Below are 15,398 nucleotides of genomic sequence, written 5' to 3'. Positions count from 1 at the left end.
ATCTTAAAAAACGTCTATAGTATAATATAATTCCTCATATTATAGGAATTATTTTTAAACTAAATTTTATTCATTAGTATTATTTTTGTTATTAATAGTAGATTCATTTTGTGGAGTAACAGTAGCAATAGTTGATAGGTTTGTACCTATAGCTTGAAAAAGATTTCCTAATAGATTAATTTCATCAGAAGTTCTATTTTTAGCTATATATATAGAGAGAATAGCAGCTGCTACAACTAATTCTTCGGGGTTTAGATTATAAGACATAAATTCACCTTAAGAAAATAATTATTATTTTATATATTATGCAATAGAAATAGAGATGTCAATAAATTTAAATATAATTTTAGTTTATTGCAATAAAAAATCTATCAAATAAATGATAGATTTTTCTACTTGTATTATTATAGGCTATTCATATACTTTTTCCAGTCTCCATGATGAATATAGATTGCATGGGAATTAAAGTTTTTATCATTGCCATCTACGTATTTATATACATAACAATTTTCAATAGCCTTTGTTTCAAGATTTTTGACATTTATAGTAGTTCTTATATATTCATTGATTGATATATCTTCAAAGGATCTGAATCCTTCCATTTGATCTAAGGAAACTATATCTTCATAAAAATCTTTTAGTGCCATAATTTCTCCAATAACAGTATCTTCTCCATCTAGTAAAGCAGGGTATCCCTTGTGAGGAAGATGGAAAAGCTTTCCCCTTACTTCGCCTAGAGAAGCTGGAGATACTTTACTTTTTAAGTATTTATCATAGTTAAAGAAACCTTCTCTTAAGCTTCCATATACAAATACTTTTTTTTCTTCTGTTGGGTATGTCATTAGCAGATTGTACCTCCTATAGTTTTAATGTCTTCATTTCCATTATTAACTAGGGCTTCTATACAAAGCTCAAGACATTTTGAAATATCTTGAAGATTCATATAAGGTGTATTTGGCTTTGTAACCACTTGATTTGGTATATATGGAACGTGAATAAATCCACCTTTCATATGAGAGTACTTTTTATCGATAAGATAAAGTAATCCATACATTATATGGTTACAAACAAATGTTCCAGCAGTATTAGAAATTGCAGAAGGATAGCCATTATCTACCATGTTTTTAACCATTGCTTTTATAGGTAAGTTAGAGAAATAAGCATTTTCTCCATCTTCTTTAATTTTTATATCTATTGGTTGATTTCCTTCGTTATCTTTAATTCTAGCATCATCTATATTAATAGCAACTCTCTCCGGCATAACTGCAAATCTACCACCTGCTTGTCCGATGCAAATAACTGCATCTGGGTTATGATTTTTGATAGAGCTTTCAAGGGCCTCTATTGATTTATTAAAGACAGTAGGAATTTCTACCTTTATAACTTCTACGCCAGCAATATTATTAGGAAGTAATTTTACTGCTTCAAGAGCTGGATTTATAGGTTCTCCTCCAAAGGGATCAAAACCACTTATTAAAACTTTCATATATATATTTAATGAAGCATTAGCTTCATTAAAATTCACCTCCTTTAGTTATATCTTATATAAACTTTTAAAATGCTAAGAAATACATTAAAACTATGTGTGCTATTAGTAATGTCATAGCCACAGGAAATTGGCGTTTAATAATTGCATTTTTGTCGTCAATTTCTAGAAGAGCTGCAGGCATAATATTAAAATTAGCTCCCATTGGTGACATTAGTGTTCCACAATATCCAGCAGTAAGAGCTAAGGCACCAGCAACTACTGGATTAGCCCCCTGTGCAAATACAAATGGAATTCCAATACCAGCAGTGATAACTGCAAATGCAGCAAAGGCATTTCCCATAATCATTGTAAAGATAGCCATACCAATGCAGTAAGCAGCTACTCCAATTAAAAGATTTCCTTCAGGTATGAAGCTTGATATACCATTAGCAATAACAGTACCAACTCCAGCAGCTGTAAATAGTGAGCCTAATGCAGTAAGAAGTTGAGGCAAGATACTTACAGGTCCAACAGAGTCAATCATTCTAGCTCCATCCTCTAAAATGAACTTTGGATTAGCTTTTGTGATAATTAAGGTTGCAATAGTTGCTATCACAGCAGCTATACCAATAGCAGCTGTTCCGCTAATAGAGGTAAATTGTGCTATTCCTAGAGCTACAATTGCGATTACTAGAGGTGGTAAGAAAACTTTATTTTTAAGTTTTCCAGATTGAGTTTTAGCAAACTCTCCATCGAGGGGTTTGGTAGGTAGCATTTTAACTTGCTTAGAAACGGTCAAGCAACCTAAGGCTATTATTAAAATCCCAACTATATTAGCTGGGATATAAGGTCCAGCTATGAATATAATACCTAGAATTGACCAAAATATTGAAGTACCAATTCTAGCTTTATGATCTTTATTTGTAAATGTATAAACTGATAGGGAAATCATTAGGAAGCCCACTAAGGCATAAAAGATTTCCAATAAAAAATTTGATAGTGCTGCCATATCCATAATCGATTCCTCCTTTAATTATCTTTTTTAGAATATTTCTTAATTAATGATTTATCTAATAAATGATTTTGTACTAATACCATTATAAATAGTATTACAGCTATTGGGATAGAAGCTTTAGCTACATCAAGAGCATCTACTACATAGCCTTGTTCCTGAAGTGTACTGGTTATTAGAAGTACTCCTGAGCTAGCCATAAATAAGTTTTGTCCAAAGAAGTTACCATAGTTGTCCATAGCTGCAGAAGAAGCCTTAATTCTATCCTCATCTTCCTTATCAATTTCTCCAAAGTTACTAACGGCAGCACCTTGTGCCATAGGGTTAACAAGAGGTCTAACAAATTGAGGATGTCCACTCATTCTAATAGAAAGGGCAGCTGCCACTTGTCTAACTAGGGCATAGACACTTAATAGCTTTCCAGCAGAAAGAGATTTAGCATTACTTATAAGAGTTGCAGCTCTTTCTTTAAGTCCATATCTTTCACACATACCAATTACAGGTAATGTTAATATGAATAATGTTATGGCTCTTTGAGATACAAAAGTTTGTCCTAGAGTAGTCAATATTTCGTTAATACTCAAACCAGCAACGAGCCCTGTTAAAACCCCCGCAGAAAGAACCACAGCAATAGTATCGAGTTTTAACGTAAAACCAATGATAACAATTATAATACCGATTAATTTGATCATTATTATCCTTCCTCCCATGAATTTATATAATTTTTTAAAATTATACACTATTATGAAAAGTAAATATGTATACAGGTATACAAAGAACGGATAAATATTAGGTATAGATGAAGTTGATTGGATAAAAATAAAATTTAATCATTATGCATCAATAACTATTTTTATCCATATTGTATTAGTAGTTGTAGTATGATAATATTAGTCTAGTAAAATGGAATAATTAATATTTATAGCATATTTTTAGGGAGATGATAAGAGTATGGGAAAAATTATACTTACCATAGTAATAACAGTATTGATGCTCCTATTTGCAATTTTCTATTTTGGAGGTATCATATTTGTTACTTTTGCAGAAGGAATAAAGTTATTGCCAATAATTTTGCTTTTAATTGCCATAGGTATAGCAGGAGCAATTATTTATAATATGATAGAAAGAATAAAAGAAATAAAAGGGGGAGACGAAAATGATATTAGTAAATACTAATTACATTGCAGGAAAAGAGTTAGAAATGTTAGGAATGGTTAAAGGGTCAGTGGTGTGGTCTAAAAATATAGGTAAGGACATTCTTAGTGGTCTTAAAACCGTTGTAGGTGGAGAGATAAAAGGCTATACAGAAATGATGAATGAAGCTAGAGCCATATCTACAAAGCGTATGGCTGACGAAGCAGAAACTATGGGTGCTGATGCTATAGTAAATATAAGGTATGCAACAAGCTCAATAATGAATGGTACATCTGAAGTTATTTGTTATGGAACTGCAGTAAAATTTAAATAAAATTATCTGAGATAGACTGAGTCAAATAAAAAATTTTGACTCAGTCTTTATTATTTATTGCAAAAATAATGTTTTAATACGACCTTTAAAGAAGGACTACTAATATTCCTATAGCTTGTATATTATAATAATGTAATTTTAAATAGACGCTAGAAATAAAAAGTTTAAATCTTTTTGTATAAATAAGCGTATATAAATAAAGGATATTTCTTAAGATATAGGTATTAAGATTTAAAGTATGAGTAGAGAGTTAATACGTTCTTATATAACGATCTTCACTAAAGTACAACGACTTCTAAGTATCAAAAATACTGATACTAAGAAGTCTGTTAGTAAGCTTCAGTGGGAGAAAACTCCATCTTAAGCAAAGAACTCTATTTATATGAAATATGGAGGTATATATATGAAAAAGAATAAATTTAAATTGTTATGTAGTACTTTAGTTTTAACTACGGTGGTACTTTTTTCAGGGTGTAATAATATAAATGCAGGTGAAAGTGAAAAAGAGGAGGAAACTGTTGAAGTAGGAAATACAGAAAATCAAGATAATGATGAAGTTTCAGCAAGCACAGAAGATAAAGGGGGGATTATTAAAAAACCTAGTGATTCTGCGAGGGAGCTTGAGTTTAAGGATAGTTATGAAAGATCTCCATATTATAATTCAAGTAAAAAATATCCTATTATCACTATTTGCAAATCAAAAGAATGTTTAAGGGAGCATGAAGGGAAAGTAAAAGGACTTACTGTAAGTATGCTGTCATGTGTAAATGAAAACCGTGACGTAGATGCAAGCAAATATGATGATGAGTTTTTTTCTAAAAAAGCTTTAATTATTGTAACACTAGATGAATCAAGTGGATCTGTGAGGCATAAAGTAAAAAAGGTAATTAAAGAGGGCAATGAAATTTCTATAGCGATTGAGAGAATGGTTCCTGGAATTGGAACTGCAGATATGGCAGAATGGAATATATATATTGAGTTAAATACTGAAGACGTAGATGAAAATGATATAGTGAATCTTGGTTTGATTAAAGGTCTAAACTAGTTTTTAAATTTATGGTGAGCATGTAATTATATTAAGATTCATGCTCACCATTTTTTATGTAATTATTTATAGTTCATATTTCTTTTATAGTTGGAAATTATAGAAAAGGTGAATTACTTTAAAATAAATGCGCTATAAAGATGTAAAAAGGTATATAATAAAAGGTAGAGTAAATTTATTGAAAAAGGAAGAAATTTTAATTAGGAGAATTGTGAGAATGAAGTTTGATTTAGAGTTGAGAGAGATAAAGGATATATGTGGAAATGTTATTTTTAATAGAGCCATGGATATGTACCTTAGAAATAAAGTTAGAAGTATAAGGATCAATGAAAACTCTATAAATATATTATCAGTTACAGCCATAGTACAGTCAGCCTATGATGTAAATAATTATAAAACTAGTGTACTTATAAATAATAAAAATTTTAAATTATATCCCAACTGTAGTTGTGAAGCTTTTAGTCAATATCATATGTGTAAGCATGTAGGAGCTGTACTTATAAAGTTAAATAAGGAAGGTGTAAGAGGCAGGGGTATAAATATTCCTAAGTCTGGAGAAGAAGAGCTTCTTGAAACCTATAAAAGTACCTTTGACAAGGCTATTAGAGGAGTTAAGAAAGAACCTCTAAATATGGATATTACCTTAGTGGTAGAGGATGAGCACTACGGAAGTAAGAAAAAAAGTTTTTATTTAGAGTTAAAGATAGGAACTAGTAGATTATATGTGGTAAAAAATATTCGTGAACTTATGGAGTGCATGTATACAAGTGGTGGAACTATTAATTTTGGAAAAGAGCTTCAGTATAATAACACTAAATATATGTTTAAAGATAAGGATCAAGAAATCATGAATATTATAAAGGAAATTTATGATTTAAATTTAGAAGTAATGAATAGGGTATATACTAATCGTTCTGTATTCTTTAGTGGGAAAAGGGTATTTCTTTCAGAAGGACAACTTAAAAATATTCTAACCATTAAAAATGGGAAGACTATCAATTTAGATTATAAGGGAGAGCATTATAAAGATATAACTGTTTCATTAGGAAACATGCCTACTAGTTTTTATATGTTTATGAAGGGAGAAAATCTAAATATAGATATGAATGGTGAAATCTCACAGGACATTTGTGAGAATACAGGACTTTATTATTTAAATAATACTTTATATCTATTGTCTGAAAAGGAAAAAAGTGATTTTACTCCACTTCATAGAGCATTTATGAAATCAAAAAATAATACTATATCCTTTAAAAAAAGTAGTATTAATGATGTGGCAAATTTTCTTCTACCTAAATTAAAGAGTATAAGCCCCATTGTTATTAAAGATGAAAGTGTAAAGGAACTTATAAAGGAGGAGCCTTTAGTAACAGAATTTTACTTAGATAAGGATAAAGATAGAGTAACTTGTGATGTGAAGTTTAATTATGGAGAAGAAAGCTTTTATTATAATTTAGAAAATGAAAGTAAAAATATCAAAGAAGAAAATCAACAATTATTAAATGAAAAAGAAGTGGGCGTATCTGAAGATATAATTATTAGAGATTTAGTGAAGGAAAGAAAGACTATAGAGAAGCTTAATGGACTTGGATTTAAAAATATAGATAAAAGTTTTTATATTGAAAATGAAGATGAATTAGTAGAGTTTTTAACCTATGGTGTGGAGGAATTAGCTGAGGTAGGAGAGGTTTACTACTCTGATAGCTTTAAGGAGATAAAAATATTAACGCCTAAATCCTTTAATTCTAGCATTAGATTAAATGATTCAGATCTTTTAGAGTTTAATTTTAATATTGAAGGAATTTCTAAAGAAGAATTGAAGGCAACTTTAACTTCAGTTAAACAGAAGAAAAAATACTATAAACTAAAGAATGGTTCTATAATTCCACTTCAGGGAAGTGAATTTAAAGATATTTATTCTGTTATTGATAACTTTGATATATCAATTTCAAAGTTAGCTAGTGGAAGTGTAGAAATACCTAAGTATGCATCCTTATATATAGATGAAAAGATCAATAAGGGGGCATTGAATTTTGTTACAAGAAATAAAGGCTTTAAAAATCTTATAGATAATATAAAAGATGTAAAAAGTAATGAATATAAGGTTCCAGAAGAACAAGGTGAAGTATTAAGAACTTATCAAGAAATTGGATTTAAGTGGTTTAAGACCTTATCTCAATGTGGATTTGGTGGAATTCTAGGAGATGAGATGGGACTTGGTAAAACCCTTCAAGCTATAACATTTATAAATTCAGAAAAACAAGAAGGAAATTTGAGAAATAAGGCACTAATTGTATGTCCCACTTCATTAGTTTATAACTGGGTTATGGAATTTGAAAAATTTTCTAAGGGTCTAAGGATTGTAGCTGTAAGTGGAAATAAAGCAGAGCGAGAAATATTAATAGAAAACATAGAGGAGTACGATGTAATAATTACGTCTTATGCATTAATAAGAAGGGATTTTGAATATTATGAGAAGATGAAATTTGATATTTGTATTATCGATGAAGCACAATATATTAAGAATCCAACTTCTTTAAATGCAGAATCTGTGAAGTCAATTCAAGCTAAGAGTAAATTTGCTATGACAGGAACACCAATAGAGAATTCACTTACAGAACTTTGGTCTATTTTTGATTTTATAATGCCTGGATATTTAAAAACCCATGGAAAGTTTAATAAAAACTTTGAATTGCCTATAGTAAAAGAAAAGGATGATAAAGCTTTAAAGGAATTATTGAAGCTTATAAAACCATTTATTTTAAGAAGATTTAAAAGGGATGTAGCTCTTGAACTACCACCAAAGATAGAACATAAAATAGTGGTGGACATGACTTCAGAACAGAAAAAACTATACTATTCTTATGTAGATGCCTATAAAGAAGAGATGGAGCAGGAAATAAAGGAAAAAGGCTTTAACAAAAGTAGGATGAAGATACTGTCACTTATTACTAGACTTAGACAAATTTGTTGTGATCCCGCTTCCTTTATAGAAAATTATAAAGGTGATAGTGGAAAGTATCATGCTCTTTATGATATTTTAGAAGAAGCTTTAGAGAATAATCATAAGGTACTATTATTTTCTCAGTTTACTACAATTCTAGGGAGTATAAGAGAAAAGTTAAATAAAAAGGGCATAAACACTATGTATTTAGATGGTTCTGTTCCATCTAAAGATAGGATGAATTTAGTTAAAGAGTTTAATGAGGGGGAATCATCAGTATTTTTAATTTCTTTAAAGGCTGGGGGAACAGGAATTAATCTTACATCAGCTGATATGGTAATACATTTTGATCCATGGTGGAATCCAGCAGTGGAAGAACAGGCTGAAGATAGAGCTCATAGAATTGGACAAAAGAATACTGTGGAGGTAATAAAACTTATAGCCAAGGGAACTATAGAGGAGAAAATTTACAATATACAAGAAAAGAAAAAAGAAATCATAGATAAAGTAATAGATGGAGAAGAACATACGGAATTGACCTTATCTTCTATGAATGAAAAGGAACTAGAAGAGTTATTTTCATAATGAAATTCTATATGAAAAGTGTTTACTACAGCGTATTTTAAGAAGATAATTACCAATTAATTATATTTAGATAATGAAATTTTTAGCTTGTCGAAATAAGTCATTGAAAATATAAGGGATATGAAGTATAATTATATTGTGAAGAATAGTGTTTAGATATAAGGTACTTAAAGTTTACAACATGAGAATTTAAAGGTTAAGAATTATCTTAGCCATAATTATATGTTATGTAATAAATATATTAAGATGTATTTTGCAAGGTTAAGATTTTTCTAACCTTGCATTAGTACTTAAATAGACAATTTAATTTAGAAGGGAGATACTACATGGGTAGACAAAATGCACTAGGTGAAGAAAAAATCACAAAATTATTACTTAAGTTTTCTATACCAGCCATCATTGGGATGTTGGTTAACGCACTATATAATATTATAGATAGAATGTTTATAGGACACATTCCAGAGGTAGGAAATTTAGCAATTACAGGTATTGGAGTAACTATGCCAATATCAACTATTATATTAGGCTTTGGTATGTTAGTTGGAATAGGTACTGCTACTACTATTTCCATTAGATTAGGACAAAATAAGAAAGAAGAAGCAGAGAAGATTCTAGGAAATGCTTTTACTTTAATTATAATCATTAGCTTAGCTATAACAGCTATAGGATTAATCTGGGGAAAGGATATACTAAGAATGTTTGGAGCTAGTTCAAACACCCTAGTATATGCTGAAGAATACATGCAGATTATATTTATAGGTACTATATTTAACATGTTAAGTTTTGGACTTAACCATACCATAAGAGCTAGTGGAAGTCCTAATATAGCCATGGCATCTATGCTTATAGGTGCAATTACAAATATAATTCTTGACCCAATATTTATATTTACATTAGGAATGGGAGTTAAAGGAGGAGCTATAGCCACAGTAATAGCTCAAATTGCTTCAGCTATATGGGGAGTAAGTTTCTTTTTAAGGGGAAATGCTAATCTTAGAGTTAAAGTTAAAAACTTTAAGCTAGAAAAAAAGTTGATACTAGCTATATTTGCTATAGGTATGTCGCCATTTAGTATGCAAATTGCTGCAAGTATAGTTCAAGTAATATCAAACAATGCTTTAAGGAGTTATGGTGGAGATTTAGCCATAGGAGCAATGACTATAATAAGTAGCATAACTATGATAATTCTTATGCCGATTTTTGGATTAAATCAAGGAGTACAGCCTATTATTGGATATAATTATGGAGCTAAAAAATATGATAGAGTTAAGGAGGCTATAAAGTATCCTCAAATAGCAGCTTTAATTATTGCTACCATAGGATTTTTAATGGTAGAACTTATTCCAGGAGTTTTAGTAAAGTCATTTAACTCAGATCCACATCTACTTTCAATAACAAAGTATGGAATGAGAATTTTCCTTTCTATGATTATTTTTGTAGGGCCGCAGATTATAAGAACTAATTACTTCTCTTGTATTGGAAAAGCTAAGAAATCCATGTTCTTAAGTTTATTAAGACAAGTAATACTTTTAATACCATGTATTATAATTCTTCCTTTGATACCACTTCCTAATGGAGAAACTCTTGGATTAACAGGAGTATGGTTGGCGGGGCCAACTAGTGATTTTATATCTGTTATAATCACTAACTTTATCTTTAAACATGAAATAAAGAAGTTAGATAATCCTAACTCAGAAGATGGAGAAGTTATGGGAGAGGCCATTTAAGTTTCTCAACTTAGATAAATGAAAAAACTGTTAGCATAATAGTATGTTAACAGTTTTTTTATATTAAAAAGTCTTTATATTTTAATTATACGTCGTGTAGCTTTTAAACTATAGAAATACCACCTTCAACAAGAATATGTTGAGAAGTTACGTAGCTAGAAGCATCTGATGATAGATAAATAATTGTTCCATTAAGTTCACCTTTTTTACCTGGTCTTCCAGCAGGAGAAATAGCATTGTAAGCTCTAAGAAAAGGTTCATGCTTAAAAAGGGTATTTTCTGTCATCTCAGATTCAAAAAGGCCAGGACCTATAGAATTAACTGTAATATTATCTTGCATATAGCTTGCAGCCATACCCATAGTTAAGCCTCTAACAGCTGCTTTAGAAGTATTGTAGGAGTGACGGAAAAGAGAAGGATCTTTGTCTGCAATAACAGCATTTATAGAAGCTATGTTAACAATTTTACCATATTTCCTGTCTCTCATATGAGGAACTACATATTTACTCATTAAGAAAATTCCCTTAACGTTAATGTCCATAACTTTATCCCAAGCTTCAACAGACATGTTTTCAACAGAACCTGCAGTTGCAACTCCTGCGTTATTAAGAAGGATATCAATTTGTCCAAAGTGCTTAATAACTTCGTCTATTGCTGCTATAACACTTTCTTCATTAGCAACATCACATTGAACAGCTAGAGCTTTTCCACCATTATTTTCAATTTCTTTAACTACATTATCAAGTTTATCTTTTCTTCTTGCAAGTAGTGCAACACTAGCTCCATATTCAGCATAAGCTCTAGCGGCATCAGCTCCTAGTCCACTAGAAGCACCTGTAACTATAGCAACTTTACCAGTAAGATTGAATAAATTGTTCATAACATCAAATCCTTTCTAAAATATAAATATCTTGTAAATATTATCAATAAACAAATATTATTAATAGATATTTACTTGCTATAATAATATAGTAGCATAACTTCAACATATTGTAAATTAATTAATTATTTAACAAGGTGCTTTAATACTAATTTATAATTAGTATTATGCTAATCTGAGAGATTAATTGTCATGCAGTTGTAGATTTATCATACAACATATTCTATAATTTTAATATACTCTCAAGTGTAAGACATTAGTCTTGAGGAATATGAATGATTAATATTTGTAGAGCTAAAGTAGAGGAAGAAAGTATTTTAAGTAATATTGCTATAAATTCGGAAGCATATTGGGGTTATGGTGAAGAATATATGAAAAGTTATAAAAACACTTATGGTGTAAGTGAAAACTATATAAAGGAGGAGTAGAATTGAAATTAAAAAATAAAACTTTTTTAGGAATCTGCTTAATACTATTATTATGCAGTTTTAGTGGTTGTACATTGGATACAGGGAAAGCAGATGTTTATGATAATAATGAAAAAATTGCAAAAGATGGAGATAGCTATAGCTATGTAGGTAGGAATGAATCGGGTTCTAAAAATGAAATTACCGTTAAATATGGGAAGTTTTCAGGAGCAGATACAATTTGGAATATAGAATCAGAGGGACAAAGTGAAATTACCATTAAATATGATTCAAAGGTTGAAAGTGGTGATTTTAAAGGGGTTTTAATTAGTCCAGAAAAACAGGTGGAGGATATACTAGTAGGCACTAAAACTGGAGAAAGAACAATAAAATTAATAGAGGGAAAATATAGATTTAAATTTGTAGGAAATAAAGCAAAGGGAAAGATTGAAATTTCAATTAAAACTGAAGAGGATGAACAGGTTAAGATAAGAAAAGTAGATAATGACTAATATTAAATCGTTTATAAGGGACATATGAAAATAATTAAGTTAGAAATCTTAGTTAATTTCCATATAGTCCTTATTTATATTATTACAGTTATACTAACATAGAAAATTCATTATATAATTCTATTCTGATATTAAAGAAATCTTTTGTTTTATCAATGGTATTATCTTATTTACATTTTCTTTACCAGTATATATCACACGGATAACACCTTTTCCTTTACAAGCATAGATTTCGTATCCATCACTTGTTTTATGAACAATTAAAAGATCTAGCTCATCATCATGTAAAATAGGAGGCGTAGTATCATCCGTTCTTGAGTCATCACCATCCTCCCATAATTCTAAGAGTAGTTTTTGGGACATGGATTTAAATCTTACTTGATATACTTCATTATTTAGTATAGCATCATGAGATTTTAAATAGGTTGTAGTAGGATTAGTCATTATAGCCCCCATTTCAAAACTAGTATACTTTAATGGAGCAAAAAAGGTTTTTTTCAAATTGTAGTGACGTTCATAATTAACTTCCTCAGAAGTGGAAATTGGAGTTTCTTCTAAGGTTTCTGAGTTTTCTATTTCCTTTAGTCTTATAATTGCCATGGAAGTCGTATCATCAGGAATAGTTTTTTCATCATCATAACCTGTAAACAATGATGTGAAGGTTAAAACTACTAAAGTTATTGAAAGTAGAATTAGACAAGAACTAATAAAAATAGATACTATATAATTAGACTTCCAAGGTGCATTATGATCCACAGAAGTTCCTTGTAAAAGGCACTTTCTAAGTTTGCCTATATATATAATTTCAAACAATCCATTAATAAAGGTTGAAATAATTATTAATTGGGAAAGAAGTTCTAGAAAACTCATATTTACTAAAACACTAACGTATCTTTTATCAATAAACATAGGGATAACTGCATAAAATGCAAATAGAATTGCAAAAGAAATAAGAAGTTGTGTTAAAGCTTTTTTATAAAAGGGTTTTAATAGCTGTGCATATTCTTCGGGGATAATATGAACCTCTGTGGTATTGAATTCATAGGGTGATGAGAAAATATGAAAATTGTTATAGTTTGTAACATATTCCCATCCACGAGCTTTATACATTCTAATTTGTTCTTCTCCCAATTCATCCTTTTCCTTAGACATTTCTATTCTATAGTACATATCCCTAGGTTCATCTTTATTAAATTTGGCGAAATATTTCCCCATTTTTTCTATGAAAAGTCCTCTTTTAGCCATGGAATTAAGCCAGCTTTCGGTAACACCAATTTTCCAAGGAGAGCCTGGTTTAAATTTATAAACAGATTTACTCAAAATTAAATCCTCCTAAAAACATGAATAATATATTACATATTAAATAAATTATACCATTAAATTTGATAGAAGTTAATCTAAAGTTAATGAAAGTCTATTATTGTTCTTAAAAAATTATGAGTTTATGAAATGTACATTTATTATTTCAAATTTCTTAATACTTTTTTAGACAAATAAGTAAATCTGTATAATTACATTTTAATTGTATTAAACTATAATAATAAATAAGCAATCTTCATTAATTAATTTAACTAGAAAGTTGAGGTAATTATTATGAGTAAAAAATCAAATAAAAGTAGCATAAATCCTTTAGTGGCTATAGGAGCTATAGCAGGGGCAGCAACAATAGCTACTTTAGGAGCTAAAAAACTTAAGAACAAATCACAAAGTCAAGAGACGGAAATTGAATATATAGATCATTCAGGAAAACAAGTTTACTTTGTTGGAGGAGGTTTAGCTTCTTTAGCAGGAGCAGCTTATCTTGTACGAGACTGTAATTTTAAAGGCGAAAACATTCATATTATAGAGGGAATGCAAATTCTTGGTGGTAGCAATGATGGTGCTGGAGATGTACAAAATGGTTTCCTATGTCGTGGTGGTAGAATGCTAAATGAAGAAACTTATGAAAATTTTTGGGAACTATTTTCAAGCATTCCATCTTTAGATATGGTAGGTAAAAGTGTTACAGAAGAAATACTTAACTTTGACCATTTACATCCAACTCATGCTCAAGCTCGTTTAGTAGATAAGTATGGTGTAATTCAAGATGTAAAAAGCATGGGATTCAACAATGAAGATCGTATGGCTCTTGGTAAATTAATGATTACTCCAGAAGAAAGTTTAGATGATATGACTATAGAGCAATGGTTTAGTCATACCCCTCATTTCTTTGAGACTAACTTCTGGTATATGTGGCAAACAACCTTTGCTTTCCAAAAATGGTCTAGTCTGTTTGAATTAAAGCGTTATATGAATCGTATGATTTTTGAATTCTCTCGTATAGAAACACTAGAAGGAGTTACTCGTACACCATATAACCAATATGAATCTGTGATTTTACCAATAAAGGCATATCTAGATGAACATGGAGTTGATTTTAGTATAAATGCAACGGTAACAGATTTAGATTTTAGACCAGGTAATGAAATTACAGTAACAGCTATTCATGTAGAAGATGGAAATGGAGAAAGAGTTATTGAACTAAATGAAGGTGATGTTTGTATCATGACTAATGGTTGTATGACTGATAGTGCAACTTTAGGTGATCTTCATACACCGGCAGCTTTTGACCCTAGTGCTCCAATCTCAGGTGAGCTTTGGAGAAAAGTTGCTAATAAAAAACCAGGACTTGGTAATCCGGATCCTTTCTTTAATCATCCGGATGAAACTAACTGGGAAAGCTTCACTGTAACTTGTAAAGGAAATAAACTATTAAAATTAATAGAGCAGATTTCTACTAATATTCCAGGTAGTGGTGCTTTGATGACTTTTAAAGATTCTAATTGGTTAATGAGTATTGTAGTTGCAGCTCAACCACACTTTAAAGCTCAAACAATGGATACAACTATTTTCTGGGGTTATGGGTTATATACAGATAAAGTTGGAGATTATGTAAAGAAACCAATGCGAGACTGTACTGGTGAAGAAATGTTAATAGAACTTTTACATCATTTACATTTAGAAGATCAGATAGATGAAATTATGGAAGATGTGGTGAATGTTATTCCATGCATGATGCCTTATATAGATTCTCAATTCCAACCTCGTAAGATGTCTGATCGACCAAAGGTTGTACCAGAAGGATCAACTAACTTTGCTATGATTAGTCAATTCGTTGAAATACCAGAGGACATGGTATTTACTGAAGAATATTCAGTACGTGCAGCAAGAATTGCAGTATATACTTTATTCAAAGTGAAGAATAAGAAAATCTGTCCGGTAACTCCATATAAAAAGAATCCTAGGATACTAAAAGAAGCTTTAAAAACTTCTTATAGATAAACAGATTATCCATAGTTCATTAATGGTTA

15 protein-coding genes are annotated in these 15,398 nt (G+C 30.1%); 8 read left to right on the top strand and 7 right to left on the bottom strand.

Annotated features, from left to right (window positions below):
- Window positions 1–66 precede the first annotated feature (66 nt).
- The 5 genes from B2P65_RS03245 to B2P65_RS03225 form a co-directional block, all read right to left on the bottom strand.
- Window positions 67–267, bottom strand: coding sequence for a hypothetical protein (locus tag B2P65_RS03245; protein WP_346849109.1), 201 nt, complete (start codon window positions 265–267; stop codon window positions 67–69).
- A gap of 137 nt (window positions 268–404) precedes the next feature.
- Window positions 405–842 carry a gamma-glutamylcyclotransferase family protein gene (locus B2P65_RS03240; RefSeq protein ID WP_346849108.1) on the bottom strand — a complete coding sequence of 146 codons (438 nt, stop codon included), beginning with the start codon at window positions 840–842 and terminating at the stop codon, window positions 405–407.
- On the bottom strand, window positions 842–1,486 hold the full coding sequence (gene pcp / locus B2P65_RS03235) for a pyroglutamyl-peptidase I (protein ID WP_346849107.1): 645 nt from the start codon (window positions 1,484–1,486) through the stop codon (window positions 842–844). The genes B2P65_RS03240 and pcp overlap by 1 nt, the downstream gene beginning before the upstream one ends.
- A 67-nt stretch (window positions 1,487–1,553) precedes the next feature.
- Window positions 1,554–2,483: a DUF979 domain-containing protein gene (locus B2P65_RS03230; RefSeq protein ID WP_035131631.1), complete on the bottom strand. Its 930-nt coding sequence runs from the start codon at window positions 2,481–2,483 to the stop codon at window positions 1,554–1,556.
- A gap of 14 nt (window positions 2,484–2,497) precedes the next feature.
- Window positions 2,498–3,169 (bottom strand): 5-oxoproline transporter, DUF969 family subunit, encoded by a 672-nt coding sequence (locus B2P65_RS03225; RefSeq protein ID WP_150844005.1) that lies wholly within the window; start codon window positions 3,167–3,169, stop codon window positions 2,498–2,500.
- 262 nt (window positions 3,170–3,431) lie between these two features.
- Here B2P65_RS03225 and B2P65_RS03220 point away from each other — a divergent pair, with 262 nt between their 5' ends.
- The 5 genes from B2P65_RS03220 to B2P65_RS03200 all read left to right on the top strand — a co-directional run bounded on the left by B2P65_RS03220 (window position 3,432) and on the right by B2P65_RS03200 (window position 10,249).
- Window positions 3,432–3,656, top strand: a complete 225-nt coding sequence (locus B2P65_RS03220; protein WP_035131633.1) for a hypothetical protein — start codon at window positions 3,432–3,434, stop codon at window positions 3,654–3,656.
- Entirely contained in the window at window positions 3,637–3,948 is a 312-nt protein-coding gene (locus B2P65_RS03215; RefSeq protein WP_035131635.1) for a YbjQ family protein, read from the top strand. The genes B2P65_RS03220 and B2P65_RS03215 overlap by 20 nt, the downstream gene beginning before the upstream one ends.
- 403 nt (window positions 3,949–4,351) lie before the next feature.
- Window positions 4,352–4,993: a hypothetical protein gene (locus B2P65_RS03210; RefSeq protein ID WP_346849105.1), complete on the top strand. Its 642-nt coding sequence runs from the start codon at window positions 4,352–4,354 to the stop codon at window positions 4,991–4,993.
- 217 nt (window positions 4,994–5,210) lie between these two features.
- Entirely contained in the window at window positions 5,211–8,522 is a 3,312-nt protein-coding gene (locus tag B2P65_RS03205) for a DEAD/DEAH box helicase (protein WP_346879589.1), read from the top strand.
- Between the two features lie 326 nt (window positions 8,523–8,848).
- Complete coding sequence (locus B2P65_RS03200) at window positions 8,849–10,249, top strand: MATE family efflux transporter (protein ID WP_346849103.1); 1,401 nt, start codon at window positions 8,849–8,851, stop codon at window positions 10,247–10,249.
- A gap of 103 nt (window positions 10,250–10,352) precedes the next feature.
- On the opposite strand, the gene B2P65_RS03195 is transcribed toward B2P65_RS03200, so the two are convergent.
- The gene (locus tag B2P65_RS03195; protein ID WP_346849102.1) at window positions 10,353–11,129 is read right to left on the bottom strand and encodes an SDR family NAD(P)-dependent oxidoreductase; all 777 of its coding nucleotides are present in this window, start codon (window positions 11,127–11,129) and stop codon (window positions 10,353–10,355) included.
- Between the two features lie 275 nt (window positions 11,130–11,404).
- Here B2P65_RS03195 and B2P65_RS03190 point away from each other — a divergent pair, with 275 nt between their 5' ends.
- Together B2P65_RS03190 and B2P65_RS03185 are read left to right on the top strand one after the other, a co-directional pair.
- Window positions 11,405–11,557: a hypothetical protein gene (locus tag B2P65_RS03190; RefSeq protein ID WP_346877975.1), complete on the top strand. Its 153-nt coding sequence runs from the start codon at window positions 11,405–11,407 to the stop codon at window positions 11,555–11,557.
- A gap of 2 nt (window positions 11,558–11,559) precedes the next feature.
- Window positions 11,560–12,048 (top strand): hypothetical protein, encoded by a 489-nt coding sequence (locus tag B2P65_RS03185; protein ID WP_346877974.1) that lies wholly within the window; start codon window positions 11,560–11,562, stop codon window positions 12,046–12,048.
- 120 nt (window positions 12,049–12,168) lie between these two features.
- Here B2P65_RS03185 and B2P65_RS03180 read toward each other — a convergent pair whose 3' ends face one another.
- Window positions 12,169–13,368: a DUF2812 domain-containing protein gene (locus tag B2P65_RS03180; RefSeq protein WP_346879588.1), complete on the bottom strand. Its 1,200-nt coding sequence runs from the start codon at window positions 13,366–13,368 to the stop codon at window positions 12,169–12,171.
- A gap of 273 nt (window positions 13,369–13,641) precedes the next feature.
- Between B2P65_RS03180 and B2P65_RS03175 the strand changes: the two genes are divergently transcribed.
- The gene (locus B2P65_RS03175) at window positions 13,642–15,369 is read left to right on the top strand and encodes an oleate hydratase (protein ID WP_346849098.1); all 1,728 of its coding nucleotides are present in this window, start codon (window positions 13,642–13,644) and stop codon (window positions 15,367–15,369) included.
- Window positions 15,370–15,398: the final 29 nt, after the last annotated feature.

The organism is Clostridium sp. UBA3061 (genome assembly GCF_002367465.1).
GTDB classification, from domain to species: domain Bacteria; phylum Bacillota; class Clostridia; order Clostridiales; family Clostridiaceae; genus Clostridium_J; species Clostridium_J sulfidigenes.
Note: the sequence above shows the minus strand (reverse complement) of the source record. Positions and strands in the feature narration are given on the sequence as shown.